The following is a 24,339-nucleotide window of genomic DNA, read 5'->3' on the forward strand; positions in this document are numbered from 1 at the left end:
CGCTACGGCGGGTCCGTCTCCGTGACCAGGGCCAGCAGCTGCACCTCCCGCGAGGCGTCCCGGTCCGCGACCGCCACGGCGACCCAGCGGCCCGTGCCCTCCACCTCCCACAGGTGGGCGACGCCGGCCCGCGCGCTCAGCTCGGCCCACGGCCCGGGTATGTCCTCCCGCTCGGTGCGCAGCAGCACGGTCTGCAGGTTGTAGGGGTCCGTGTCGCCCCAGCGGGAGGCCAGGAGTTCACAGACGGCGTCCCGGTCCTTCTCGAACTGGTCGACCGTCACCGCCCGGGCCCCGGGGTCGCCCTCGGTCCCGGCCTCTAACACCGCGAGGTGGTGACCGGGCCCCGAGACCCCGACGTCCGACGGACCGTGCTCCGCCGGAAAGGGGCGGTAGCACAGCTCGTCGATGAGGGCGAGGTGCTGTGCGATGTTCATGGGTCCAGTAAACCCGCCGCCACTGACACTTGGCGGGGCATCATCCGGCCCGCCGTCAGGCGTCCCTGCGGCGTACGCTCCAGGCTCCCGCGAGCAGGGCCGCGGCCGTCCACAGCGTTGTCACCGCGAGCCCCGACCAGGGGCCGAGGGTGCCGTCGTACGTCTCCCGCAGGACCAACTGCCCGGCCTTGTCGGGCAGGAAGTCGGCGACGGTGCCCGTCGCGTCGCCGATCACGAACGACACCACGAGGATGAACGGGATCAGCAGGGAAAGGGTGGCCGTGCCGCTGCGGAGCAGGGCGGTGATCCCGGCGGCGAACAAGGCCATCAGCATCAGGTAGACACCACAGCCCACCACCCCGCGCACCTGCTCGCCGGTGCTGAGCCCGTCGGCCGCCGCGCCGAGCCCGGCCCGCCCCGCGAGGAGGGCGGCGAGGGCCGTGACCAGCCCCACCAGGAGCGCCGGCAGGGCGATGACGGCCGCCTTGGCCGCGAACCAGCGTCCGCGCTGCGGCACCGCGGACAAGGAGAGCCGCAGCGCGCCCTGGTGGAACTCCGACGACACGGCCACGGCCCCGAAGGCGACGGCCGCGATCTGGCCCGGTATGACGCCGGACAGGGCCGTGAACAGCGGATCGAACCCCGGGTCCGAGGCATCGGAGGCTCCGGCGAGCGCGGAGAACGCCGTGGTCACGACGAGCAGGGCCAGCAGGGCCCCCGGGAGCGAGCGCAGCGTGCGGACCTTCAGCCACTCGGAGCGCAGGACGGGTGTGCATTCCATGGTCAGGCCTCCTGGGGCTGTGCGGTGAACTCGGTCTCGGCCCCGGTGAGGTCGAAGTAGGCCTGCTCCAAGGTGCCCTCCTCGGCGGCCAGTTCCAGGACCGGCACGCCCGAGGCCGAGGTGATGCGGCCGATGTCGTCCACGCGCGCGTCGCGCACGGTCCAGTGTCCGTCCGCGTGTTCCTCGGGGGCGTGGCCGTGCCGGGCGAGCGCCGCTGTGAGGGCGCCGGGGTCGGTCGTACGGATACGGACGCGGGGCCGCACGCGCGCGTGGATGAAGTCCCGCATCGGGGTGTCGGCGAGGAGCCGGCCCCGGCCGAGGACGACCAGGTGGTCGGCGAAGGACGCGGTCTCGTTCATCAGGTGACTGGAGACCAGGACCGTGCGGCCCTCTCCCGCGAGGCGGCGCAGCAACCGCCGGATCCACACGATGCCTTCGGGGTCGAGGCCGTTGGACGGCTCGTCCAGCATGACGACCTGGGGGTCGCCCAGCAGGGCGGCGGCGATGCCGAGCCGCTGGCGCATGCCCAGGGAGTACGTCCGTACCCGGCGCCGGGCCACCGACGCCAGGCCCGTCTCCTCCAGGAGCTCGTCGACCCGCGAGTCCGGGATGCGGTTGCTCGCCGCCAGGACGCGGAGATGGTCGCGGGCGGTGCGCGAGCCGTGCGCGGCCTGCGCGTCGAGCAGGGCTCCCACGTGGCGCAGGGGTTCGCGCAGCGCCGGGTAGGGCCGGCCGCCGATCGTGGCGGAACCGGCGGTCGGCCGGTCGAGGCCGAGCACCAGCCGCAGGGTGGTGGATTTCCCGGCGCCGTTCGGGCCGAGGAAGCCGGTGACGCGGCCGGGCAGCACGCGGAACGTGAGGTCGTCGACGGCGCGCCTGGTGCCGAACTCCTTGGTGAGGGACTGGACGTCGATGCTGGTCATGGCAGCAGCCTGGCCTTTCACCGGGTGCCAGGCCTCCCCCGGCGGTGGAGAGCGTCTCCCCCGTGCGGGGGAGGTCCGCCGGCGGTCGCCGCTGGCACGATGGCGTGATGGTCCTGGTCCGCATGCTGCGCCCGTTCACCCGGGCGGTGACGTACACGCGATGGCTTCATCTCTCCATGGCCATCGTGTGGCCGTCCCTGTGGCTGTTCATCGACGAGGCGTGGTGGACCGTGGGCACGGCGACCGTGCTGCTCGGCCTCGCCGGCCTGGTCCCGGCCATGCGGGTCGTGGAGGGGTTCCAGGCCAGGCTGCTGCTGACCGGCCCTCGGGACGGGGACGAGGGCGAGGAGATCGTCGTCACCCCCTCGGCCACGTGGGGCGACCGTGGACGGATGGTGGTCTGGCTCCTGACGAGGCTGGTCCTCGGCGCCCTGGCGTCACATCTCGCCTTCCAGCTCCTCTTCCTCACGGTGGACCTGGTGTCGACGGCCATGGGCGGCGGGCGCGCCGGCGGCGCCTGGCTGCCCGTCGGGGGCCGGCACTGGTGGCACGCCCTGCTCGTGCCCCTTCCGCTGCTCCTTGCGGCGGCGGTCGTGGCCGGTTCGGGGCACCTCATCACCCGCATCGCCCTGCGCCTGCTCGTCCCGTCCCCTTCCGAGCGGCTGGCCGCGCTGGAGGAGCGTACGGACCAGCTCCTCGAACGCACGCGGATCGCCCGCGAGTTGCACGACTCCATCGGGCACGCGCTCACGGTCGCCGTCGTGCAGGCGGGGGCCGCCCGGGCGGCGGGTGACCCCGCCTTCACCGACCGGGCGCTGGTCGCCATCGAGGAGACCGGCCGGGCCGCCCTGGAGGATCTGGAGCGGGTGCTCGGCGTCCTGCGCGAATCGGGGAAGCCGGTGAGCGGCAGGCCGACCCTGGCGGATGCGGACCGGCTGCTGGAGTCGGCCCGCGCCTCCGGGGCGAAGGTCGACGCCGAGGTGACGGGCCCGGTGGAGACGGTGCCCGGGCCGGTGTCCCGGGAGGGCTACCGGATCCTCCAGGAGTCGCTGACCAATGTGCTGCGGCACGCGGGCGCGGTCCCGGTGCGCGTCCGCGTCCGGGTGGCCGACGCGAGTGTGCTCCTCGCGATAAGCAATCCCCTGCCGGCCGGGGCGACCGGTTCCGGACGCGGCAGCGGCCTGCGCGGTATCCGCGAGCGCGCGGCCCTGCTCGGCGGACGCGCGCGGACCGGGCCCGACGAAGGCGACTGGCAGGTCCATGTCGAGCTTCCCCTGAGTTGATCTAGGCTGACCGGATGCCGGTCACCGTTCTCCTCGTCGACGACGAACCCCTCGTGCGGGCGGGACTGCGGGCCGTCCTGGAGGCACAGCCCGACATCGAGGTCGTCGGGGAGGCCGCCGACGGCGCGGCGGTGATCCCGCTCGTGCGGCGGCTGCGGCCGGACGTGGTCGCCATGGACGTGCGGATGCCGCTGCTGGACGGCATCGAGGCCACCCGGGCACTGCTGCGGACGGTCGACGGCCCGCCCCGGATCCTCGTGGTGACGACCTTCGAGAACGACGAGTACGTGTACGAGGCCCTGCGGGCGGGCGCCGACGGGTTCCTGCTCAAGCGGGCCCGGCCCGCCGAGATCGTGCACGCGGTGCGGCTGATCGCCGAGGGCGAGTCGTTGCTGTTCCCGGCCTCGGTGCGGCAGCTCGCCGCCGAGTACGGCGACACAGGCGGGAACCGTGCGGCCCGGGCCGTGCTGGAACGGGCCCAGCTGACCGAGCGGGAGGCCGAGGTGCTGCGGCTCATGGCGCGAGGTTTGTCGAACGCGGAGATCGCCGCCCGGCTGGTCGTGGGAACCGAGACCGTGAAGTCGCACGTCAGCTCGGTGTTGGCGAAGCTGGGGGCGCGGGACCGCACTCAGGCGGTGATCGCGGCGTACGAGTCGGGGTTCGTGGCGCCCGGCTGACAGCGGGCGGGGCGGGGGCCCGCCCCTCGCCGGGGTGTGCCGTACCGAAGTACGATCCGGCCAACACGCGCACGACCTGGGAGGACGGACGGTGGGGCGGCTGACCGGCGGGGATCCCTCGCTGCTGCGAAGGATCAACTCCGCTGTGGTGCTGCACGCGCTGCGTGCCACGGACTGCGCGACGCTGACCGAGATCACCCGGGTGACGGGGCTGTCCCGGCCGACCGTCGAGGGTGTCGTCGAAGGACTCATCGAGGCCGGGCTCGTCGTCGAGAAGGCGGCCGAGGAGGGGGCTGCCCGGCGGCAGGGGCGTCCGGCGCGGCGGTTCCGGTTCCGGGCGGAGGCCGGGCATCTGATGGGGCTGGAGATCGGGGCGCACCGGGTGGCGGCGCTGCTGTCCGGCCTGGACGGCCGGGTGATCGGCGCCCAGGCGAAGGACGTGCCCGAGACGGCGGGGGCCGACGAGCGGCTGGAGCGGCTGCGCGGGGCGGTCGCCGAGCTGCTGCGACGGGCCGGGGTCGCCCGCGGCTCGCTGCGGGCCGTGGGCGTGGCGACGCCCGGGATCGTCGAGGCTGACGGCACGGTGCGGCTGGGCACGGCGCTGCCGGGGTGGACGGGGCTACGGCTGGGTGAGCGGCTGAGCCGGTCGTTCACGTGCCCGGTCCTGGTCGAGAACGACGCCAACGCCGCTGCCGTGGCCGAGCACTGGAAGGGCGCGGCCACCGAGTCGGACGACGTGGTCTTCGTGCTGGCGGGACTCAGCCCGGGCGCCGGTTCGCTGATCGGGGGGCGGCTGCACCGCGGCTACGGCGGGGCGGCCGGCGAGATCGGGGCGCTTCACCTGCTGGGCCGCGGGGTGACGCCCGAGACGCTCCTGTCGACCACGGACGAGCCACTGCACCCGCTCGACGAGCAGGCGGTCGCCGCGGTGTTCGCCCAGGCCCGCGAGGGCGACCAGCGGGCCCGCGCCGCCGTCGACCGCTTCATCCAGCGCCTCGTCCACGACGTGGCGGCCCTCGTCCTCGCCCTGGACCCGGAGCTGGTCGTGATCGGCGGCTGGGCTGCGGGCCTGGACGGCGTCCTGACCCCCCTGCGCGAGGAACTCGCCCGCTACTGCCTGCGGCCCCCGCAGGTAACCCTCTCGGGCCTGGGGGACGCGGCCGTGGCAACGGGGGCCCTGCGCCTGGCATTGGACCACGTGGAGGAGCAGCTCTTCGCCGTGGAACGTCCCTGAGCGACAACGCCCTTCAGGGGCGCGGGACCCTGTCGACATGCGGCTCCGCCGCGTGGGCGCGACGAGCCACAACGAACCCGCAGCCCCTCACGCACCGCACGCCCCCGTTTCGGGAGGCTCAGGACGCCTGCTTCTGAAGCCCCGCGTGGATCTCCACACCCCCCGGATCACCGAAGGTGAGACGGCACGTGTCAGCACGATAGGTGGCCACGGACAGCGCAGCCGTACGCCCCAGGGCGATGAAACGGGTCGTGACGACAAGGACCGGCGCCCCCGGCAGCCGGTCCAGCTCCTTCGCCTCGCCGGCCCCGGCGGAGCCGAGTTCCACCGCGTTCTCCTGCCGCTCCAGCTCCAGCCGCTGCAACTCCCGCAGCACCGCACGCGCGCGTGCCGCTCCGGACGGCGCGTCGATGCCGGAGAGCTCGGGGACCGAGGACTGCGGGATGTACAGCAGCTCCGCGGCCACCGGCCGGCCGTGCGAGACACGGGAGCGCCGCACGATGTGCACGCTCTCGTCCCGGCCGGTCTCCAGGGCGTCGGCGACAGCCGGCGGCGGCACGGCCGCCGTGCAGTCGGCGGGCTGCCAGGCGTCCTCGGGGCCGCCCGGCCAGGCGTGCGGGCCGGTACCGAGGGAGACGCCCTCGCGGGGCGGCGCGACGGTCGTGCCGACACCGCGGCGCCGCTGCAGCCTGCCTTCGAGTTCGAGTTGTTCCAGGGCCTGGCGGAGCGTGGCGCGGGCGACTCCGAAGCGGGCCGCGAGATCGCGCTCGTTGGGCAGGATCTCCCCCACCGAGAACTCCGAGTCGAGCGCCTCACTGAGCACGGTCTTGAGGTGCCAGTACTTCGGTTCCTGCACCGATTCCAGCTGCGTGGTCCCCACCCTGTCCTCCGCATTCGCCGTGGTCGGCAACGTTTCAGCGCCTTGTTTATTAAAGGTTGTTGCACTTCTCTGCGACCATAGGGCGGCCCTGATTCTTGGTCAAGACCAATGGCCGGGAACGTTCACGGGGCGTTCATGAAGGGCCGTGGGCCGGTCCCGCGGCCCGTCTAACCGACGTCCAGGGACCGCAACTTGTCGGGATTGCGGATGATGTAGACGGACTGGACGCGGCCGCCTGCGACATCGATCTGGAAGACGGAGTCGGGCGTGCCGCCGGACAGGATCAGCGCGGCCGGGTTGCCGTTGAGCTCCACGAAGCGCACGGACAGACCGGGCGCGCGCTTCCGCGCGGCGCCGACGAGGAAACGGCCCACCTTGTCGGCGGTGTGCAGGACCCGCAGCGGCGCACGGGACTTGCCGCCGCTGTCGCCGACGAGCCGGACCTCCGGGGCGAGCAGCGCCATCAGGCCCTCCAGGTCGCCGCCGGCCGCCGCGGCGAGGAACCGCTCGGTGAGGTCACGGCGCTCGGCGGGGTCGACCTCGTAGCGCGGGCGTCGCTCCTCGACGTGCTTGCGGGCACGCCCGGCCATCCGGCGCACCGCCGGTTCGCCGCGGTCGAGCATGGTGGCGATGTCGGCATAGGGGAAGCAGAAGGCCTCGCGCAGCACGAACACGGCTCGCTCCAGCGGTGACAGCGACTGCAGCACGACGAGCACGGCGAGGGAGACGGAGTCGGCGAGCACGGCACGCTCGGCGGTGTCCGGCACGGTGTCGCCGAAGTCGGTGAGGTACGGCTCGGGCAGCCAGGGGCCGACGTACGTCTCGCCGCGGGCCTTGATCCGGCGGAGCCGGTCGATGGCGAGGCGGGTCGTGATCCGCACGAGATAGCCGCGCGGTTCGCGCACGTCGCCGCGGTCGCTGCCGGACCAGCGCAGCCAGGCCTCCTGGACCACGTCCTCCGCGTCGGCCACGCGCCCCAGCATCCGGTAGGCGACGCCCAGCAGGACGGGGCGGTGTGCTTCGAAGACGTCGGTCGCGGTCTCGGTGGTCACGGGCTCATCCCAGCCCACCGCTGCTGCCCTGTCCAGGCGGAATCACCCCTTCCCGGACAGAATGGCCGAGAGGGCTCCGGTGATCGGCGGCAGGGCTGCGGAGGTGGCGATGCGGTACGGAGTGCTGGGCACGGGACAGGTCGGGCGTACGCTCGGCGGTCGGCTGGTGGAGCTGGGGCACGAGGTGCGGCTCGGCTCGCGCACGGCGGACAACACGGCCGCCGTGCAGTGGGCCGCCGCCGCGGGTCCCCGGGCGGGCTCGGGGACGTTCGCACAGGCGGCGGAGTTCGGAGAGGTCGTGGTCAACGCGGTCGGAGGGCGGGTGGCCCTGGCCGCGCTGGAAGCGGCGGGCGCCCGGAACCTCGACGGCAAGGTCGTCGTGGACGTGTCCAACCCGCTGGCTTTCGAGGAGGGCGAGCTGCGGCTGTCCCCCGTCGAGTCGGACAGCGTGGGCGAGCAGATCCAGCGCGCCTTTCCGCACGCGCGCGTGGTGAAATCGCTCAACACGGTCAACTGCAGGGTGATGGTCGATCCGGGCAGCGTGCCCGGCGAGCACAACGTCTTCGTCTGCGGGGACGACCCGGATGCCAGGGAGCAGGTCACGGCGCTGCTCGGGGAGTTCGGCTGGCCGGCGGAGCGGGTGCTGGACCTCGGTGGCATCCGGGAGGCCCGCGCCGTGGAGATGTGGCTGCCCCTGTGGGCCGGACTCTTCAGGAAGTTCGGGCACGGCGCGTTCAACCTGGAGGTGCGGCGGTCGCGTTGAACGGGCCGGCGCGGCGAAGGTCGCCTCCCCAGGGGGCTACCCGCGGGTAGTAATTGCTGACAAGCTGTCTACGGCGTCCGTCAGCGAGTACAGCCGAGGAGCACCCCATGTCCGCCACCGTCTCCTTCGAAGTCGCCTCCGCGCAGGGCGAGCAGAGCGTGACCCTGGCCTACACGCGCCGGGGCAGCGGCGAACCGCTGCTCCTGCTGCACGGCATCGGTCACCACCGTCAGGTGTGGGACCCGGTGATCCCGGCGCTGGCGGCCGAACGCGACGTGATCGCCGTGGACCTGCCGGGCTGCGGTGCCTCTCCGGCGCTCCCGGACGGCATGGCGCACGACCTGCCCACGATGAGCACGGTCCTGACGGCTCTCTTCGAGGCGCTGGAGATCGACCGGCCGCACGTCGCGGGCAACTCGCTGGGCGGTCTGCTGGCGCTGGACCTGGCCCGGGCACAGCTCGTCCGCTCCGTCACCGCCCTGTCCCCCGCCGGGTTCTGGAACGAGGCCGAGCGCCGCTACGCCTTCACGGTGCTGACGGCCATGCGGCAGATCGCCCGGCGGATGCCGCCGCCGCTGGTGGAGCGGCTGGCCCGCCCGGCCCTCGGCCGCACCCTGCTGACGAGCACCATCTACGCCCGCCCGGGCCGCCGTTCACCCGAGGCCGTGGTCGCCGAGACGCTCGCCCTGGCCCGCGCCCAGGGATTCTCCGAGACGCTGCGCTCCGGCCGGACGGTGCAGTTCACCGACGACATCGTGGGGACGCCGGTCACCGTGGCGTGGGGCAACCGGGACCGGCTGCTCATACCCCGCCAGGGCGTGCGCGCCAAGGGCGTCATACCCGGGGCCCGGCTGGTGCGGCTGCCCGGTTGCGGGCACGTCCCGATGAACGACGATCCCGCGCTGGTGGCCCGGGTGGTGCTCGACGGCAGCCGCTGACCCCGCACGGAGGGCGGCGAAGCCTCTAAGGTCTCTCCTCATGAGGCCGACGCGGAGCGACTCCGGCGAAGATGCGCCGTCCGCCGCCTGGGAGCTGCTGCTCCCCGCCGCTTCGGCGCCGGCCCGCACGCGTGGCCGTTCCCTGCAGGCGGCACTGCGCGAGGCGGTCCGCTCGGGCCGCCTCGCACCGGGCACCCGGCTGCCGTCGAGCCGGGACCTCGCGGCGGACCTGGGGGTGTCACGCGGGCTGGTCACGGAGACGTACGAGCAGCTGACCGCCGAGGGATACCTGCGCAGCGGCCGGGGCGCCGGAACGTGGGTGGGCGCGGCCGTACGGGCCGGGCGGCCGGCGGCCCGCGATCTCGCTCCGCGCTCGCCGGGTGCCGTGGCGGACTTCGTGCCCGGGACGCCGGACCTCGCGCTGTTCCCGCGCGCGGCGTGGGCCGCCGCGCAGCGCGCCGTGCTCGCGGACCTGCCGCACCGGGAGCTGGGCTACCCCGATCCGCGCGGGCTGCCGAGGCTGCGTACCGCGCTGGCCGAACTGCTCGCCAGACGACGGGGCGTGGTGGCGGACCCCGAGCGGATCGTGGTCGTCTCGGGTGTGGCCCAGGCGACGGCCCTGCTCGGTTTCGCGCTGCACGCGCGCGGGCTGCGCGCCGTCGGTGTGGAGGACCCGGGCAGTCCGCAGCACGACGCGCTGTACGCCTCGGCCGGGGTCTTCGCCGTGCCGTTGCCGCTCGACGGCGAGGGTGTCTCCCTGGAGCCGCTGCGGGCGTCCGGCGTACGGGCCGTGGTGACGACCCCGGCCCACCAGTTCCCCACCGGCATCGCCTGTTCGGCCCGGCGGCGCACCGAACTGCTGGACTGGGCGCGGTCCGTGGACGGCATCGTCCTGGAGGACGACTACGACGGCGACTTCCGCTACGACCGTGCCCCCGTCGGTGCGCTCCAGGGCCTGGACCCGGACCACGTGGCCTACACGGGCTCGGTCAGCAAGTCCCTCGCGCCGGGCCTCAGGCTGGGCTGGCTGCTGGTGCCGGAGTCCTGGACGGAGGAGGTCGTCGAACGCAAGCGCACGATGGATCTCGGCCACCCGGCCCTCGACCAGGCCGTGTTCGCCCGCTTCCTGGAGCGCGGCGACTACGACCGTCAGCTGCGCCGCTGCCAGCGCGCCTACCGCGAACGGCGTGACGCGCTGGTCGCGGCCCTGGACGCCCGCTTCCCCGGAGCGGAGGTGTCCGGGATCGCCGCGGGCCTGCACGTGATCGCCACTCTGCCTCGGCGGTACGGACCCGAGGAGCGGTTCCTCGCGCGCACGGCGGAGGCGGGGGTGGCGGTGCGCCCGCTCTCGGCCTACGCCCACGGTCGGGCCGGGCCCGAGGCGGCCGGGGAGGTCCGGCTGGTCCTGGGCTACGCCCAAGTGCCGCCCGCGAGGATCGCCGAGGGCGTGCGCCTGATGGCGCTGGCCGCGAACGGGTGAGGCGACCGGTTCGCGCGTTCCCCCACCCTGCGGTCGGTTGTTCACTTGAGGTTCGTGTGTGCGCCGCGATGTGCCCGTAGGTGTGGCTCTGCACACTTGGCCGGATCCCGTCCCCGGAGGCGTATCCATGTCGCACCGTCCCTTGCCCGCACGCCGCAGCGTCCTGCGTGGCTCCCTCGCCGCCTCGGCGGCCCTGTCCCTGCCCACCGCTCTCGGCGCGGCGCCCGCCTTCGCGCGCTCCGGGCGCCCGAGCGCGGGGTGGGGGGTGCAGGCGGGTGACGTGACCCGCGACTCCGGGCTGGTGTGGGTGCGCTCCGACCGGCCTGCCCGGATGATCGTCGAGACGTCGGCGACCGAATCGTTCCGCAACCCGCACCGATGGCAGGGCCCGCTGCTCGGTCCGGGCACCGACTTCACCGGCACGACCCGGCTGCGCGGACTGCCGTCCGGCGAGCAGATCCACTACCGCGTACTGCTCGCCGACCCGGACGACCCACGCCGCACCGGCGAGCCCGTCACCGGCACGTTCCGCACGGCTTCCGCCAAGCGCCGCGACGGCGTGCGGTTCGTCTGGTCCGGGGACCTGGCCGGACAGGGTTGGGGCATCAACCCGGAGTTCGGCGGCTACACGATCTACAACGCGATGGCCGCCCTGGACCCCGACTTCTTCCTCTGCAGTGGCGACAACATCTACGCCGACGGCCCGATCACCGAGACCGTGGCCCTGCCCGACGGCCGGACCTGGCGCAACGTCACGACCGAGGAGAAGGCGAAGGTCGCCGAGACGCTCACGGAGTTCCGCGGCAACTTCCGCTACAACCTGCTGGACGAGAACCTGCGCGCCTTCAACGCCCGGGTCCCGTCCATCGTCCAGTGGGACGACCACGAGGTCGTCAACAACTGGTACCCGGGCGAGATCCTGACCGACGCCCGCTACACCGAGAAGCGTGTCGACGTGCTCGCCGCCCGCGCCCGCCAGGCTTTCTCCGAGTACTTCCCGGTCTCCACGCTGCGCCGTCCCGACGGCCGGGTCTACCGTGTGCAGCACCACGGCCCGCTGCTGGACGTGTTCGTCCTGGACATGCGCACCTACCGCAACGCGAACTCGCCCGACGACCAGACCACCGACCCGCAGGGCATCCTCGGCCGGGAGCAGCTGGAGTGGCTCAAGCGCGAGCTGTCCCGCTCGCGGGCGGTGTGGAAGGTGATCGCCTCCGACATGCCGATCGGACTGGTCGTCCCGGACGGTCCGAACATCGAGGCCGTCGCGCAGGGCGCCCCCGGCAAGCCCCTGGGGCGTGAGCTGCAGATCGCCGAACTGCTGCGGTTCGTCAAGCACCGGCGGATCACCGGCACGGTGTGGCTGACGGCCGATGTGCACCACACCTCGGCGCAGCACTACCAGCCGTCGAAGGCCGCCTTCACGGACTTCGAGCCGTTCTGGGAGTTCGTCTCGGGTCCGCTCAACGCGGGTGCCTTCCCGGCGAACGCGCTGGACGGCACCTTCGGCCCGGACCGCGTGTTCGTGAAGGCGCCGGCCACCGCCAACGTCTCCCCCGCCGGTGGCTACCAGTTCTTCGGCGAGGTCGACATCGACGGCCACAGCGGCGAGCTGACGGTGCGTCTGCGGGAGCAGGACGGCACCGTGCTGTTCACGCAGACGCTCCAGCCGGGCCGGGTCGGCCAGTAGGTACGGAACTCAACGTTTGAAGCGTCGATAAAGAGGGCAAAATGGGCTCTTTACCCATCGGTCACAATGCGTTCGCGATCACGCAACACCGTTCGGTCACAGTGGGTGCATGACGCGAGAACTGACCCCCATGACGCATACCGAAGCCGACCGCCACCCCGCCACCTCGTGGCGGAAGGTCGCGGCGGCGTTCCACGCCTGGCGGACACGACGCCAGGAACACGCGCCGCCCACGAGTGATACCGGGTCCCCGGCACCGGAGCAGGTGCCGGGGGCGAACACCCTGTGGCGGATGCGGACCACGGTTCAGGAGGAACCGGGGTCGCTGGCGGCGCTGTGCGGCGCCCTGGCCGCGCAGCGCGTCGACATCCTCAGCCTGCAGACGCACCCACTGGCCGAGGGCACGGTCGACGAGTTCCTGCTGCGGGGCCCGGACGGCCTGCCGGCGTCCGCGATCACCACGGCCGTCGAGTCGGCCGGTGGCACCGACACCTGGATCGAGCGGGCCGACGCCCACGACCTGGTCGACGCGCCGACCCGGGTCCTCGGGCTGGCCGCCCGCACCGCCCTGGACTCGGCGGAACTCCCGCTGGCTCTGCGCCAGCTGCTGGGCCGGTGCACGATCCGGTCCCTGCCCGCACCGACCGGTGACGGCCGGGCGCCGGAGGGCCTCGCCGTCGAGGGGGCCCTCGACGACACGGTGATGCGGCTGCGCGCCCCGGAAGGCGGAGTGATCATCGTGGAACGGCCGTATCTGCCGTTCACCCCCACCGAGTTCGCCCGGGCGCGGGCCCTGGTGGAGCTGGATGCCCGGCTCGGACCGCGCCTGCCGCACGGACGGGACGTGTTCACGCTGGCCGAGGGCAGCGACATCACCGTGCGACGGGCCGACACCCGCGATCTCGAAGCGGCCCTGGCGATGCACGAGCGCTGCTCGCCGCGCACGCTGAAGCTGCGCTATCACGGGCCCGTCCGTGACGCCGACCGGTACCTCAACCACCTGCTCAGTCCGCGCTACGGCCGCACGCTCGCCGTGCAGACGGCCTCCGGGCGGATCGTCGGGCTCGGTCACCTCCTGTGGGACGGGGACGAGACGGAGGTCGCGCTCCTCGTCGAGGACGCGTGGCAGCGGCGGGGTGTCGGGGCGGAGTTGCTGTCGCGGCTCGTCGCCATGGCCGTCGAGGCGAGGTGCTCCAGCGTCTATGCCGTGACTCAGGCCTCCAACACGGGGATGGTCGCCGCCATGCGGGGGCTGGGGCTTCCTCTCGACTATCAGGTCGAGGAGGGGACGCTGGTCATCACGGCGCGGCTGGGTGAGGCGGTCGTGAGGAGTGCGGAGGGGCTGGGGAGCGCCTCCGCGTCGTAGGGGCGTGCGCCAGTGGGCGGGTGCGGGCTCGTTGTGGTTGCCGCGCAGTTCCCCGCGCCCCTTTCGGGGCGTCGTTCCTGGGCTGCGTCCGGAGAGAAGCGCGGAGGAGCCGGGGAGCGCCTCCGCGTCCCAGGGGCGTGCGTCAGTTCGCGAGTGCGGGTGCGCTGTGGTTGTTCGCGCAGTTCCCCGCGCCCCGTTCGGGGCGTCGTCCGAGGGCTGTGTCGAGGTCCGACCACAGGTCCTCAACGTCCTCCAGGCCCACCGACATGCGCAGCAGCCGGTCGCTCACGCCGGCCCCCTTGCGGTCGTCGGCGTCGACGATCCGGTGGCTGATGGAGGCGGGGTGCTGGATGAGGGTGTCCACGCTGCCGAGGCTCACCGCCGGGGTGATCAGACGGACCGCGGCGATCACCTCGTGCGGGTCGCCGTGCACCTCGAAGGCGACCATCGCGCCGCCGATGCGCGGGTAGTGGACCCGGGCGATCCGCGGGTCGGCGGCGAGGCGGCGGGCCAGTTCCGCCGCCGTGGCCGACGCCGCCCGGACCCGGACGGGAAGGGTGGACAGGCCGCGCAGCAGCAGATAGCCGGCCAGCGGGTGCAGGACGCCGCCGGTGGCGAACCGCACCTGGCGCAGCCGGCCGGCGAACTCCTCGTCGCAGGCGACCACACCGGCGAGGACGTCGCCGTGGCCGCCGAGGTACTTGGTGGCGCTGTGCAGGACCAGCCGGGCGCCGTGCTCGGCGGGGCGCTGGAGGACCGGCGTGGCGAAGGTGTTGTCCACCAGCAGCGGCACCGAGCCGCAGGCGTGTGCGACGGCCCGCAGGTCGACCTCGGCGAGCGTGGGGTTGGCCGGGGACTCGACCAGGACCAGTCCGGTGTCCGGGCGCAGGGCGTCGGCGACGCCGGCCGGGTCGGTCCAGGTCACCTCCGAGCCCAGCAGCCCGGCGGTCAGCAGGTGGTCGCTGCAGCCGTAGAGGGGGCGTACGGCGACGACGTGCCGCAGGCCCATGGAGCCGCGGACCAGCAGGACGGCGCTGAGGGCGGCCATGCCGCTGGCGAAGGCGACCGCGGCCTCGGTGCCCTCGAGGCGGGCCAGGGCCGTCTCGAAGCGGGCCACGGTCGGGTTGCCGAGCCGCCCGTAGACGGGCGGGCCGTCGGGCTCGGCGCCGGTGGTGGCGAAGGCGTCGATCCGGGCCGCCTCGCCACGGCTGTCGTACGACGGGTAGGTGGTGGACAGGTCGATCGGCGGGGCGTGCAGGCCCTGCCGGGCGAGGTCGTCCCGCCCGGCGTGCACGGCCTCGGTGGCGAGGGCTCGGGGTGCGGTGCGCACGGCGTCGTGGGCGCGCGTGCTCGTTGTGTCCATGTCCATGGTGCGCAAGAGTGAACATCGGCCGGGCTGCCGGGTGCGAGCCCCGTGCTACGTTCGGCCGATGGCTGAATCTGTCGTACTGGATCCGGTGGATCTCCATCTGCTGCGGCTGTTGCAGAACGACGCCCGGGCGACCTACCGGGACCTCGCCGCACAGGTCGGTGTGGCACCGTCGACCTGTCTGGACCGGGTGACGCGGCTGCGCCGCTCGGGCGTGATCCTCGGGCACCGGCTGGAGCTGGATCCGGCCAAGCTCGGGCGCGGGCTGGAAGCCCTGCTGTCGGTGCAGGTCAGACCGCATCGGCGGGAGCTGGTGGGGCCGTTCGTGGAGCGGATCCGCGCCCTGCCGGAGTCACGGACGGTGTTCCACCTGACCGGTCCGGACGACTACCTGGTCCATGTCGCGGTCGCCGACATGGCCGATCTGCAGCGGCTGGTGCTGGACGAGTTCACCTCGCAGCGGGAGGTGGCCCGGGTGGAGACCCGGCTGATCTTCCAGCAGTGGGAGTGCGGCCCGCTTCTGCCGCCTTCGCCCTCGGCTCAATCCGCGTGACGTGCGCGGGCCGTCGTACGAGGATGGCCGCATGTCTGAGATCAAGAGCCCGCTGCCCCGAGAGGTCGCCGACGCCTACGTCGACGAGCTCGTCGCCCTCGACCCGATCACCGGTACGTTCCTCGGCGACAAGGAGAGTTCGAGCAGGCTGCCCGACACCTCGCCCGCGGGGCAGGAGGCGCTCGCGGAGCTGGCGCGGCGGACGCTGGCCCGGCTGGACGAAGCCGAGCGGCTGCCGGGCGCGGACAGTGACATCGAGCGCCGGTGCGCGCGGCTGCTGCGCGAGCGGCTGGGCGCCGAACTCGCGGTGCACGAGGCCGACGAGAGCCTGCGCTCCGTCAGCAACCTGAGCTCCGTCGCGCACGCGGTGCGACAGGTGTTCACCGTGACCCCGGCTCAGACGGAGCAGGACTGGACGGCGATCGCCGAGCGGCTGCGCGGGGTCCCGGCCGCGCTGGAGGGCTACCGGGAGTCCCTGGCGCTCGGACTGGAACGCAAGCTGTACGCAGGGCCCCGCGCCACGGCCACGTTCGTGCGGCAGCTCGGCGAATGGGCCGACGCGGACGGCGAGGGACACGGCTGGTTCGAGCAGTACGCGGCCGCCGGGCCGGAGGCCCTGCGGTCCGAGCTGGACGCCGCCGCCCGCTCGGCCGGCGAGGCGGTCGTCCGGCTGCGCGACTGGATGCGGGACGTGTACGCGCCGGCGATCGAGGGCGCACCGGACGTGGTGGGCCGGGAGCGGTACGCGCGCTGGGTGCGCTACTTCAACGGCACGGACCTCGACCTGGACGAGGCGTACGCCTACGGCTGGTCCGAGTACCACCGCATCCTCGGCGAGATGAAGAGCGAGGCAGAGAAGATCCTGCCGGGCGCCGGCACGCCGTGGGAGGCGCTGGCCCACCTCGACGCGCAAGGCACGCACATCGAGGGCGTCGACGAGGTCCGCGACTGGCTGCAGAGCCTCATGGACGAGGCGATGGACGCGCTCGACGGCACACACTTCGACCTGGCCGAGCGGGTGCGCCGGGTGGAGTCGCGCATCGCCCCTCCGGGCAGCGCCGCCGCCCCCTACTACACGCCGCCGTCGGACGACTTCTCCCGCCCGGGCTGCACCTGGCTGCCCACCATGGGCGAGACGCGCTTCCCGGTCTACGACCTGGTGTCGACCTGGTACCACGAGGGCGTGCCCGGCCACCACCTTCAGCTGGCCCAGTGGAAGCACGTGGCGCAGAACCTCTCGCGCTACCAGGCGAGCGTCGGCATGGTCAGCGCCAACGCCGAGGGCTGGGCGCTGTACGCGGAGCGGCTGATGGACGAACTGGGTTTCCTGACGGACCCGGAGCGCCGGCTCGGCTACCTGGACGCGCAGATGATGCGGGCCGTGCGCGTCATCATCGACATCGGCATGCACCTGGAGCTGACGATCCCGGACGGCTCGCCCTTCCACCCCGGCGAGCGCTGGACGGCCGAGCTGGCGCAGGAGTTCTTCGGCTCGCACAGCAGCCGGCCGGCCGACTTCGTGGAGAGCGAGCTGACCCGTTACCTGTCCATGCCGGGCCAGGCCATCGGCTACAAGCTCGGCGAACGGGCCTGGCTGCTGGGCCGCGAGAACGCCCGCAAGCGCCACGGCGACGCCTTCGACCCGAAGGCCTGGCACATGGCGGCGCTGTCGCAGGGGTCGCTGGGTCTTGACGATCTGGTGGACGAACTGTCGCAGTTGTAGGCGCATCCGCCCGGCGTCGCTATCGCGGCGCCAGAAGGCGTAGCTCGATCAGGTCCAGCCAGGTCTCCGGGCCGGGCTGGACCCGCGCCGCCCGGACCGCGTATCTGCCGGGTTCCAGGGCCACCCGGACCTGGTCGGTGTCCGCGAGGCCCGTCCCTGGCCAGGCCGCGTCGAAGAGGCGGACGGGCCCGGGTACCTTCCACGTCGTCTCCGGTCCCCACGCCGCCGTGGCGGTCGCCGGCGGGACGCTCGCCAGCAGTTCGTGCTCGGAGTCGGCGGCGCGCCATCGGACGAACATGCCCCGGTCGGGCAGATAGGCGGTCGCGGCGGGCTCGTCTCCCAGGACCAGCGCGGTGCAGTCGCCGACCGGGAGGAGGCCGACGTGGCCGTCCACCTCGCAGGCCCGGTCGTAGTCCGAGGCCGTCTCCTCGCCGTCGGCACCCGCCCAGAACGGCAGGACAATCTCCGGTACCGCTATCAGCGGCCCCCCGCCCGACTCCACCCACTCCACAGCGCCCGGCTCCGCGTATCGCACCATGGCGTCAGAACCTACAGGGCCGACTCACGGCAGAGGATCACGGGTTCAGCAGCCGCAGTCGTCCGCGCCCACGGGGGCCGTCAGGGGGTCCGGGGCCCGCCGCTCGCTTCCCTGCCATGTCTCGAACACCAGCCCCTCGCGCACCCAGTACTCGAAGCCGCCGAGCATCTCCTTGACCCGGTAGCCGAGTCCGGCGAGAGCCAGGGCGGCGCGGGCGGCACCGTTGCAGCCGGGCCCCCAGCAGTACGTCACGACCGGCACCGTGCGGTCGAGGACCTGTGCGGCCTGCTCGGGGACGAGGGCGGTCGGCAGGTGGAGCGCGCCGGGGATGTGGCCCTGGTCCCAGGCCTCGGTGGAGCGTGCGTCGACCAGGACGAAGCCGGGGTCGCCACCGGCGTCGAGTGCGGCGGCGACGTCGGACACGTCGGTGTGGAAGGCGAGACCGGCGCGGAAGTGGGCGACTGCCTCGGCCGGAGCGGCGGGGGCGACACGCAGGACGGGGTTCACGGTGGTGGTCATGCGGAAAAGGTACGGCCGTCCGTCCGGCCCCTGAAGTGACGATCCCCGGCGCTCCGCTTGATCCGCCGGGGATTCCCCTGCTATGTCTCCCGGATGACCGACTATTCCCCGGACGCCACCGACTGGCGCATCCTGGACGTCCTCCAGCGGGAGGGCCGGGCGAGCTTCGCCGAGCTGGCCCGCGCCGTGTCCATGTCGGCGAGCGCGGTGACCGAACGGGTGCGCCGACTGGAGGAGGCCGGGGTGATCCGGGGCTACGCGGCGGTGGTCGACCCCGAGCGGCTGGGCCTGCCGATCCTGGCGTTCGTGCGTCTGAGGTACCCGAACGGCAACTACAAGCCCTTCCACGACCTGGTCGCCGTCACGCCCGAGATCCTGGAGGCGCACCACGTCACGGGCGACGACTGTTTCGTCATCAAGGTGACGGCCCGCTCGATGCGCCACCTCGAGGAGGTGTCGGGGAAGATCGGGGCGCTGGGCTCGGTGACCACGAGCGTGGTGTACAGCTCGCCCCTCCCCCGACGCCCCCTGGGGCGCTGACCTCAGCCGGCGCCACGCTGCCGCAGGGTCGACCCGGACCGGCCCTTCACCACGTCCAGCTGGGCGTGGATCCGACGCCGCAGGTCGGCGACATGGCTGACGATGCCGACGCTGCGGTCGCGTTCCCGCAGGGAATCGAGCACGTCGAGGACCTCGTCCAGGGTCTGGTCGTCGAGGCTGCCGAAGCCCTCGTCGATGAACAGCGTGTCCAGCCGCACCCCGCCCGCCTCGTCCGTGACGACGTCCGCCAGTCCGAGGGCCAGGGCGAGCGAGGCGAAGAACGTCTCACCGCCCGACAGCGTCGCCGTGTCGCGTTCGCGGCCGGTCCAGGCGTCGACCACGTGCAGTCCGAGCCCGCTGCGGCCGCGTCCGGTGCGGTCGTCGGAGTGGACGAGGGTGTAGCGGCCGGACGACATGCGGCGCAGCCGTACGGTCGCGGCGGCGGCGACCTGCTCCAGCCGGGCCGCCAGGACGTACGACTCCAGACGCATCCGTCGTTCGTTGTCCGCCGAGGTGCCGGCGGCGAGGCCGGCCATCCGGGCCACGCGGTCGTACTCCTCGCGCAGCGGCGCCAGCCGGCGGACCGAGGCGGACGCCCGGGCGGAGAGGCGGTCGAGGTCGGCGCAGCGCCGCTCGGCGGCGTCGTGGGCGGAGGCGGCGTGGCGCAGCCACCGGTCCGCTTCGTCGGCGGCCTGCTGCGCCGCGTCCGGGTCGGCCCGCGGCTCGCGGGCCGCGGCGGCGGTGTCGGCCTCGGCGAGAACGGCCCGTACGGCGGCCTCCTCGTGCTGCCAGGCGTCCAGGCGGCGTTGCAGCTCGCGGTGGCCGGCGCGGTCGAGGAGGGCGTCGGCCGCGGCCTGCGGGGTGTCGAAGCCGGCCCGGAAAGCGGCGTCGGCGAGGCGGGCGTCGGCGTCCTTCAGCCGCTGGGCGGTGTCCTCGGCCACGCGTGCGGCTTCGGCTGCGTCCGTGAGCAGCGCGGTCCGCCGCTCCAGCTGCGCGGCCCGCGCGGCGACGCTGTCCAGGGAGCCGCGTGCTCGGTCCAGCTCCTCCTGCAGCGCGGTCCGTTCGCGGTCCAGGCGCTCCCGGTGACCGACCCGGGAGGCGGTGCGCACTGCGGTCTCCTGCCGGGCGGCGAGGCGTCGTTCGTGTTCCTGCCCGGCCTGCCGCAGCCGCTCCTGCGCGGCGTGCAGCTCGGCGGCGGCCCTGCGGGCCTGCGCGTACCGCTCCTCCAGGTCCGCGAGTTCTTCGTCGAGTCGCCCGGTGGGCGTGTCACCGGCCTCCGCGGTGGCGGCGGCGAGTGCCTCCCGTACGGTGCCGAGGCGCCGTTCGTCCTCGGCTCGCTGCTGGTCGGCGCGCTGGTAGGCGGTGAGGGCGTGCTCCTCCGCCTCGCGGTCCACGTGCCCGGCGACCTTGCGGGCCGGGGCGGGGTGTTCGGTGGCGCCGCAGACGGCGCAGGGTTCGCCGTCGGTGAGGTGCGCGGCCAGTTCGGCGGCGATGCCGTTCAGGCGCTGCTCCTTGAGGTCGAGCCAGTGCTGCTTGGCCCGGAGCGTGTCGTCCTGCGCGGCGCGGACCCGGTCGACGGCCCGGTCCGTGTCCTGGGCGAGCTGATCGCGGGCGCGGGCCGCCCGCAGCCGCTGCTGTGCGGGCTCGCGCCGTACGCCGAGCTGTTCGGCGAGGGCGGCGGCCTGCTGCGCGGACGCGACGCGGTTCTGGAGTGCGGTGTGCCGCTCCTGCCAGCCGTCGAGCCAGGCTTCCGCCTCCTGCAGGAGGTCGGCGTCGGCGCGTTCCTGGCGGTCGAGGCCGGCGCGTTCGTCGAGGAGGTCGGCCAGGCGCCGCTCGGCGCGGCGGGCCGAGTCGAGTCCGCCCAGTTCCTCGGCGGCCCGGCGTGCGGCGGCGGCGAGTCCGGCTGCGCCCTCGTCGGCGAAGGTCTCCGGCAGCAGGGCACGCGCGCGTGTTTCGGCGGCGGCCGCCCGGCGGTGTTCCGCTTCGGAGGCTTCCCGCAGGTCCAGGGCGGGTGCGACCGCCTCGGCCTTGCGGGCCCGTTCCATCAGGGACTGGGCCTCCCGGTAGGCCCCGGCTCCCTGTTCCAGGCGCGCCGCTCGTTCGCGTGCCTCGTCGAAGCGCCGCTGAAGCCGGGCCAGTTCGCGCACCTCGTCCAGAGTCCGGCCGGCGGCGGCCTGGGCGGACTCGGCCGCGGTGAGCGTGCACGCGGCGACGGTGAGCTGTTCGCGGGCGGTACTGCGGGCGACGGCGGCGGCGCTCAGCACGGCCTCGGCGAGCCCCGGTTCGCCGGGGGCGAGTTCGGGCAGTTCCATGGCGTCGTCCGCGGCCTGCTGCATGCGGTGGGCGTCGGCCAGCAGTTCCGCGTCCCCCTCCCGCACCTGGGTCTCGGTGGTGCGGCGCCGCTCGGCGAGGCGCTTTTCGACGTCGGCGAAGCGGCGGGTGTCGAACAGGCGGCCCAGCAGTTTGCCTCGGGCCTCGGCGTCGGCGCGCAGGAACCGGGCGAAGTCGCCCTGCGGCAGCAGCACGACCTGGCAGAACTGCTCCCGGCTCATGCCGAGCAGCTGGGTGATCTCCTCGCCGACCTCCTGGTGGGAGCGGCTGAGGTCCTTCCAGGTCCCGGCGGTCGCGTCGTACTCGCGCAGCCAGGTCTGGGCCTTGTCCAGGGTCGTGCCGGTGCCGCGTTTCTTGGGGCGCTCCCAGGGCGGCTGGCGGGTGACCTCCAGGCGGCGCCCGGCGACGGTGAGGTCGAGGGTGACCTCGGTGCGGGTCGCGGGCGCGGCGTGGTCGCTGCGCAGGGCCGTGCCCTGGCCGCCGCCCTGCCGGGCGCCCGGCACCGAGCCGTAGAGGGCGTAGCAGACGGCGTCCAGGACGGAGGTCTTGCCCGCGCCGGTGGGTCCGTGCAGCAGGAACAGTCCGGCCGCCGACAGCTCGTCGAAGTCGACGGTCTGCGTGCCGCCGAAAGGGCCGAAGGCGGTGACGGTGAGCCGGTGGAGCCTCACCGGGCCACCTCCCGCAGGGTCTCGTCCGCCCGTACCGCGTCGAGTGCCTCGCGCAGCACGCCCTGTTCGTGCGGGTCGGGTCCGGCGCCGCGCACATGGGCGACGAAGTCCTCGGCGATCTGCTGGTCGCTGCGGCCGGCCAGGCGCCGGGCGTACGACACCTCGGACTCGTCCTGGTCGCGGTCGGGGTCGAAGACGAGGCTGAGGGTGTGCGGGAAGCGTGCGGTGAGCCGGGCCATCGGGTCGGCGGGGCGGACGGGGTCGGTGAGGGTCGCCTCGACCCAGGCGTCTTCGTGGCGCGCGAGGTCCGCGTCGTCGAGCAGGTCCTCCAGGGTGCCCCGGATCCGGGCGAGTGCGCGAGGCACCGGGCAGTCGACGCGCTCGGCGTCGACGGAGCCGTCCGCGGCCAGGTCGACCAGCCACATGCTCTTGCGGTGGGCGGCCTCGGAGAAGGAATAGGGCAGAGGTGAACCGGAGTAGCGGACACGGTCGGTGAGGGTCTGGCAGCCGTGCAGATGCCCGAGCGCCACGTAGTCGACACCGTCGAACACCCCGGCCGGCACCGCGGCGACGCCACCGACGGTGATGTCGCGTTCGCTGTCGCTGGGTTCGCCACCGGTGACGAAGGCGTGCGCGAGGACGACGGAGCGGGTGCCGGGCGGGCGCGCGGCGAGGTCGGCGCGGACCCGGTCCATCGCGGCCGCGAGGACGGCCTCGTGCCCGGCCTTGTCCACCCCGAACTCGCCCTTGACCAGGGCCGGTTCGAGATAGGGCAGCCCATAGAAGGCGACGTCGCCGTGGGCGTCGGCCAGCATGACCGGAGTGCCGGCCGCAGCGGGTTCCGTCCGCAGATGGATACCGGCCCGCCCGATGAGCCCCGCTCCGACGCCCAGCCGGCGGGCCGAGTCGTGGTTCCCGGAGATCATCACCGTCGGCACGCCGAGGCCGGCGAGGCGGTGCAGGGCGTCGTCGAACAGCTCGACGGCGGCGAGCGGTGGCACCGCCCGGTCGTAGACGTCCCCCGACACGACCACCGCGTCCACGGCACGCTCCCGCACGGTCGTGACGAGGTGGCCGATGAACTCGGCCTGGGCGTCGAGCATGTTGACCCGGTGGAAGGCCCGGCCGAGATGCCAGTCGGAGGTGTGCAGCAGCCTCAAGACGCCGCTCCGACCTGCATGTCTCCCCCTGCGTTCGTTCGTCGGCGACACGAGCCGGTCCGGCTCGCTGTCAGCCCACCACGCTAACGCCTGTGGGCACCTGGTCCACCACGAACCCCGGAGAGCACAGCCATACGGAAGCAATCCTGCGGAAATGTCCGTAACTGTGCTGTGAGGCAGGTCATTCCACGGCGGTGCTGTCCCCGTTGGCCATCGGGAGGCCTCAGGCGTCCCCGTACGCCTCCCCGCCCGTTTTGAGAGCGGCCGTCCCGGCGGTGGCGTCGGCGAGCCAGGAGCGGAAGGCGTCCACGTCGGAGTCGGGGAGGGCGACCTCGATCGTGACCGCCTCGCCGTAGCGCACGTCCCGGACCGCGCGGCCGGTGCTGCGCAGGTCGTTCTCCAGCTTGCCCGCCCGCTGGTGGTCGACGGTGACCGTGGCCAGCCGGTACCTGCGTCGGGTGCGGGTGCCGAGGGCGTCCAGGGCTTCGCCGACCGCTCCGCCGTAGGCCCGGATGAGTCCGCCCGCTCCGAGTTTGACCCCGCCGAAGTAGCGGGTGACCACAGCGACGACGTACCGCATGTCGCGGCGCAGCAGCATCTGGAGCATGGGGACGCCGGCGGTGCCGCCGGGTTCGCCGTCGTCGCTCGCCTTCTGGACGGAGGCGTCGGCACCGATGACGTAGGCCCAGCAGTTGTGGTTGGCGTCGGCGTGCTCCTTGCGGACCGCGGCGATGAAGTCCTGCGCCTCCTGCTCGGTGGCCGCCGGGGCGAGGGCGCACAGGAAGCGGGAGCGGCCGACCTCGGTCTCGTGCACGCCGGCACCGGCCACCGTGCGGTATTCGTCCTGCATCCGGCCAGCCTAATCGCGTGGCCGGGGGCGTTCCGACGTGGCCGCCGGCTCTCGCGGGCCCGGGAGAGCGGCCCGCGACACACCTCAGACCGGCCGGACCGCCGTCGGGACCTCCGCTACGAGTGGGCCACGACCTCGCCGGCCGTGACCTGGGGCGGGTTGGGCAGCAGCTCGGCGAGCCGGTCCCGGACGAAGCCGCCCGCCCTCTCGGTCGACTCCTCGGCACCGGCCCGGTCCTCGAAGATCCCGGTCGACACCATCACCCCGCCGCCGGCGTCGACGAAGTAGTAGGCCACGAGCCCCTGGACCTGGCGGACGAGCGGCAGGAACTCCTCGTTCACCCGGCGACCCGCCTCAGCCGGGTCGGTCACCCCTTCGTACCGCCGGATCACTGCGTGCATGACTGGTCTCCTCATGGGTCGGCACGGCGTTCGACTCAGACGCCTTACCCGCCGCGGGACGTGGGCGCAGCGCGGGCCGGGCGCACATCACCGGAAAGGCCGCATGCCCGTGCCCGGGGGCAGGGCTAGTGCCGTGGCAGGCAACGTTCGCCCCGTCACGACGCCGGGCGAACGTTGCCTGCCGCG

At 73.6% G+C, this 24,339-nt stretch carries 23 protein-coding genes; 11 read left to right on the forward strand and 12 right to left on the reverse strand.

Annotation, left to right across the window (positions count from 1 at the left end; all coding sequences use genetic code 11):
* Window positions 1-2: 2 nt before the first annotated feature.
* The 3 genes from AB0F04_RS28330 to AB0F04_RS28340 are packed head-to-tail and all read right to left on the reverse strand — an operon-like array spanning window position 3 to window position 2,138.
* Window positions 3-434: a hypothetical protein gene (locus tag AB0F04_RS28330; RefSeq protein WP_362046177.1), complete on the reverse strand. Its 432-nt coding sequence runs from the start codon at window positions 432-434 to the stop codon at window positions 3-5.
* 55 nt (window positions 435-489) lie between these two features.
* On the reverse strand, window positions 490-1,215 hold the full coding sequence (locus AB0F04_RS28335; protein ID WP_362046180.1) for an ABC transporter permease: 726 nt from the start codon (window positions 1,213-1,215) through the stop codon (window positions 490-492).
* A gap of 2 nt (window positions 1,216-1,217) precedes the next feature.
* Window positions 1,218-2,138, reverse strand: coding sequence for an ATP-binding cassette domain-containing protein (locus tag AB0F04_RS28340; protein WP_362046183.1), 921 nt, complete (start codon window positions 2,136-2,138; stop codon window positions 1,218-1,220).
* A gap of 113 nt (window positions 2,139-2,251) precedes the next feature.
* On the opposite strand from AB0F04_RS28340, the gene AB0F04_RS28345 reads away from it, so the two are divergent.
* From AB0F04_RS28345 to AB0F04_RS28355, 3 genes are all read left to right on the forward strand, one after another.
* The gene (locus AB0F04_RS28345) at window positions 2,252-3,421 is read left to right on the forward strand and encodes a histidine kinase (RefSeq protein ID WP_362046263.1); all 1,170 of its coding nucleotides are present in this window, start codon (window positions 2,252-2,254) and stop codon (window positions 3,419-3,421) included.
* Between the two features lie 14 nt (window positions 3,422-3,435).
* Window positions 3,436-4,098 (forward strand): response regulator transcription factor, encoded by a 663-nt coding sequence (locus tag AB0F04_RS28350; RefSeq protein WP_362046186.1) that lies wholly within the window; start codon window positions 3,436-3,438, stop codon window positions 4,096-4,098.
* Between the two features lie 91 nt (window positions 4,099-4,189).
* Window positions 4,190-5,332, forward strand: coding sequence for an ROK family transcriptional regulator (locus AB0F04_RS28355; RefSeq protein ID WP_362046189.1), 1,143 nt, complete (start codon window positions 4,190-4,192; stop codon window positions 5,330-5,332).
* A gap of 118 nt (window positions 5,333-5,450) precedes the next feature.
* On the opposite strand, the gene AB0F04_RS28360 is transcribed toward AB0F04_RS28355, so the two are convergent.
* Together AB0F04_RS28360 and AB0F04_RS28365 are read right to left on the reverse strand one after the other, a co-directional pair.
* Window positions 5,451-6,212 carry a GntR family transcriptional regulator gene (locus AB0F04_RS28360; protein WP_362046192.1) on the reverse strand — a complete coding sequence of 254 codons (762 nt, stop codon included), beginning with the start codon at window positions 6,210-6,212 and terminating at the stop codon, window positions 5,451-5,453.
* A gap of 167 nt (window positions 6,213-6,379) precedes the next feature.
* A complete protein-coding gene (locus tag AB0F04_RS28365) occupies window positions 6,380-7,264 on the reverse strand; it encodes an RNA polymerase sigma-70 factor (protein WP_362046195.1) in 885 nt (294 codons plus the stop codon).
* 109 nt (window positions 7,265-7,373) lie between these two features.
* Here AB0F04_RS28365 and AB0F04_RS28370 point away from each other — a divergent pair, with 109 nt between their 5' ends.
* The 5 genes from AB0F04_RS28370 to AB0F04_RS28390 all read left to right on the forward strand — a co-directional run bounded on the left by AB0F04_RS28370 (window position 7,374) and on the right by AB0F04_RS28390 (window position 13,501).
* Entirely contained in the window at window positions 7,374-8,027 is a 654-nt protein-coding gene (locus AB0F04_RS28370; RefSeq protein ID WP_362046266.1) for an NAD(P)-binding domain-containing protein, read from the forward strand.
* 107 nt (window positions 8,028-8,134) lie between these two features.
* Entirely contained in the window at window positions 8,135-8,965 is an 831-nt protein-coding gene (locus AB0F04_RS28375; protein WP_362046198.1) for an alpha/beta fold hydrolase, read from the forward strand.
* A gap of 40 nt (window positions 8,966-9,005) precedes the next feature.
* Window positions 9,006-10,445 (forward strand): PLP-dependent aminotransferase family protein, encoded by a 1,440-nt coding sequence (locus AB0F04_RS28380; RefSeq protein ID WP_362046201.1) that lies wholly within the window; start codon window positions 9,006-9,008, stop codon window positions 10,443-10,445.
* 127 nt (window positions 10,446-10,572) lie between these two features.
* Window positions 10,573-12,135 carry an alkaline phosphatase D family protein gene (locus AB0F04_RS28385; RefSeq protein WP_362046204.1) on the forward strand — a complete coding sequence of 521 codons (1,563 nt, stop codon included), beginning with the start codon at window positions 10,573-10,575 and terminating at the stop codon, window positions 12,133-12,135.
* 130 nt (window positions 12,136-12,265) lie between these two features.
* A complete protein-coding gene (locus AB0F04_RS28390) occupies window positions 12,266-13,501 on the forward strand; it encodes a GNAT family N-acetyltransferase (protein ID WP_362046269.1) in 1,236 nt (411 codons plus the stop codon).
* A gap of 142 nt (window positions 13,502-13,643) precedes the next feature.
* Here AB0F04_RS28390 and AB0F04_RS28395 read toward each other — a convergent pair whose 3' ends face one another.
* Window positions 13,644-14,864 (reverse strand): PLP-dependent transferase, encoded by a 1,221-nt coding sequence (locus AB0F04_RS28395; RefSeq protein WP_362046272.1) that lies wholly within the window; start codon window positions 14,862-14,864, stop codon window positions 13,644-13,646.
* Between the two features lie 67 nt (window positions 14,865-14,931).
* On the opposite strand from AB0F04_RS28395, the gene AB0F04_RS28400 reads away from it, so the two are divergent.
* Together AB0F04_RS28400 and AB0F04_RS28405 are read left to right on the forward strand one after the other, a co-directional pair.
* A complete protein-coding gene (locus AB0F04_RS28400; protein WP_107457283.1) occupies window positions 14,932-15,423 on the forward strand; it encodes an Lrp/AsnC family transcriptional regulator in 492 nt (163 codons plus the stop codon).
* Between the two features lie 31 nt (window positions 15,424-15,454).
* A complete protein-coding gene (locus AB0F04_RS28405; protein ID WP_362046207.1) occupies window positions 15,455-17,146 on the forward strand; it encodes a DUF885 domain-containing protein in 1,692 nt (563 codons plus the stop codon).
* A gap of 19 nt (window positions 17,147-17,165) precedes the next feature.
* On the opposite strand, the gene AB0F04_RS28410 is transcribed toward AB0F04_RS28405, so the two are convergent.
* Both AB0F04_RS28410 and AB0F04_RS28415 read right to left on the reverse strand, forming a co-directional pair.
* A complete protein-coding gene (locus AB0F04_RS28410; RefSeq protein ID WP_362046210.1) occupies window positions 17,166-17,684 on the reverse strand; it encodes an immunity 21 family protein in 519 nt (172 codons plus the stop codon).
* 45 nt (window positions 17,685-17,729) lie between these two features.
* A complete protein-coding gene (locus AB0F04_RS28415; RefSeq protein WP_362046213.1) occupies window positions 17,730-18,203 on the reverse strand; it encodes a rhodanese-like domain-containing protein in 474 nt (157 codons plus the stop codon).
* A 93-nt stretch (window positions 18,204-18,296) separates the two neighbouring features.
* Between AB0F04_RS28415 and AB0F04_RS28420 the strand changes: the two genes are divergently transcribed.
* On the forward strand, window positions 18,297-18,743 hold the full coding sequence (locus tag AB0F04_RS28420) for an Lrp/AsnC family transcriptional regulator (RefSeq protein WP_362046216.1): 447 nt from the start codon (window positions 18,297-18,299) through the stop codon (window positions 18,741-18,743).
* 2 nt (window positions 18,744-18,745) lie between these two features.
* Here the strand turns inward: AB0F04_RS28420 and AB0F04_RS28425 are convergent, their stop codons facing one another.
* The 4 genes from AB0F04_RS28425 to AB0F04_RS28440 all read right to left on the reverse strand — a co-directional run bounded on the left by AB0F04_RS28425 (window position 18,746) and on the right by AB0F04_RS28440 (window position 24,153).
* Window positions 18,746-21,742: an SMC family ATPase gene (locus tag AB0F04_RS28425; protein ID WP_362046219.1), complete on the reverse strand. Its 2,997-nt coding sequence runs from the start codon at window positions 21,740-21,742 to the stop codon at window positions 18,746-18,748.
* Complete coding sequence (locus AB0F04_RS28430; RefSeq protein ID WP_362046222.1) at window positions 21,739-22,902, reverse strand: exonuclease SbcCD subunit D; 1,164 nt, start codon at window positions 22,900-22,902, stop codon at window positions 21,739-21,741. The genes AB0F04_RS28425 and AB0F04_RS28430 overlap by 4 nt, the downstream gene beginning before the upstream one ends.
* A 223-nt stretch (window positions 22,903-23,125) precedes the next feature.
* Window positions 23,126-23,752 (reverse strand): YigZ family protein, encoded by a 627-nt coding sequence (locus AB0F04_RS28435; RefSeq protein WP_362046225.1) that lies wholly within the window; start codon window positions 23,750-23,752, stop codon window positions 23,126-23,128.
* A 116-nt stretch (window positions 23,753-23,868) separates the two neighbouring features.
* Entirely contained in the window at window positions 23,869-24,153 is a 285-nt protein-coding gene (locus AB0F04_RS28440) for a hypothetical protein (protein WP_351640204.1), read from the reverse strand.
* Between the last annotated feature and the right edge of the window lie 186 nt (window positions 24,154-24,339).

The organism is Streptomyces sp. NPDC029041 (assembly GCF_040637515.1).
In the GTDB taxonomy this organism is placed as follows: Bacteria; Actinomycetota; Actinomycetes; order Streptomycetales; family Streptomycetaceae; genus Streptomyces.

Coding starts and splice junctions, on each gene's coding strand:
- AB0F04_RS28340 (WP_362046183.1), bottom strand. CDS start 2,138: ATGACCAGCATCGACGTCCAGTCCCTCACCAAGGAGTTCGGCACCAGG.
- AB0F04_RS28415 (WP_362046213.1), bottom strand. CDS start 18,203: ATGACCACCACCGTGAACCCCGTCCTGCGTGTCGCCCCCGCCGCTCCG.
- AB0F04_RS28400 (WP_107457283.1), top strand. CDS start 14,932: ATGGCTGAATCTGTCGTACTGGATCCGGTGGATCTCCATCTGCTGCGG.
- AB0F04_RS28405 (WP_362046207.1), top strand. CDS start 15,455: ATGTCTGAGATCAAGAGCCCGCTGCCCCGAGAGGTCGCCGACGCCTAC.
- AB0F04_RS28440 (WP_351640204.1), bottom strand. CDS start 24,153: ATGCACGCAGTGATCCGGCGGTACGAAGGGGTGACCGACCCGGCTGAG.
- AB0F04_RS28390 (WP_362046269.1), top strand. CDS start 12,266: ATGACGCATACCGAAGCCGACCGCCACCCCGCCACCTCGTGGCGGAAG.
- AB0F04_RS28350 (WP_362046186.1), top strand. CDS start 3,436: ATGCCGGTCACCGTTCTCCTCGTCGACGACGAACCCCTCGTGCGGGCG.
- AB0F04_RS28420 (WP_362046216.1), top strand. CDS start 18,297: ATGACCGACTATTCCCCGGACGCCACCGACTGGCGCATCCTGGACGTC.
- AB0F04_RS28395 (WP_362046272.1), bottom strand. CDS start 14,864: ATGGACACAACGAGCACGCGCGCCCACGACGCCGTGCGCACCGCACCC.
- AB0F04_RS28435 (WP_362046225.1), bottom strand. CDS start 23,752: ATGCAGGACGAATACCGCACGGTGGCCGGTGCCGGCGTGCACGAGACC.
- AB0F04_RS28370 (WP_362046266.1), top strand. CDS start 7,374: ATGCGGTACGGAGTGCTGGGCACGGGACAGGTCGGGCGTACGCTCGGC.
- AB0F04_RS28385 (WP_362046204.1), top strand. CDS start 10,573: ATGTCGCACCGTCCCTTGCCCGCACGCCGCAGCGTCCTGCGTGGCTCC.
- AB0F04_RS28375 (WP_362046198.1), top strand. CDS start 8,135: ATGTCCGCCACCGTCTCCTTCGAAGTCGCCTCCGCGCAGGGCGAGCAG.
- AB0F04_RS28335 (WP_362046180.1), bottom strand. CDS start 1,215: ATGGAATGCACACCCGTCCTGCGCTCCGAGTGGCTGAAGGTCCGCACG.
- AB0F04_RS28330 (WP_362046177.1), bottom strand. CDS start 434: ATGAACATCGCACAGCACCTCGCCCTCATCGACGAGCTGTGCTACCGC.
- AB0F04_RS28410 (WP_362046210.1), bottom strand. CDS start 17,684: ATGGTGCGATACGCGGAGCCGGGCGCTGTGGAGTGGGTGGAGTCGGGC.
- AB0F04_RS28380 (WP_362046201.1), top strand. CDS start 9,006: ATGAGGCCGACGCGGAGCGACTCCGGCGAAGATGCGCCGTCCGCCGCC.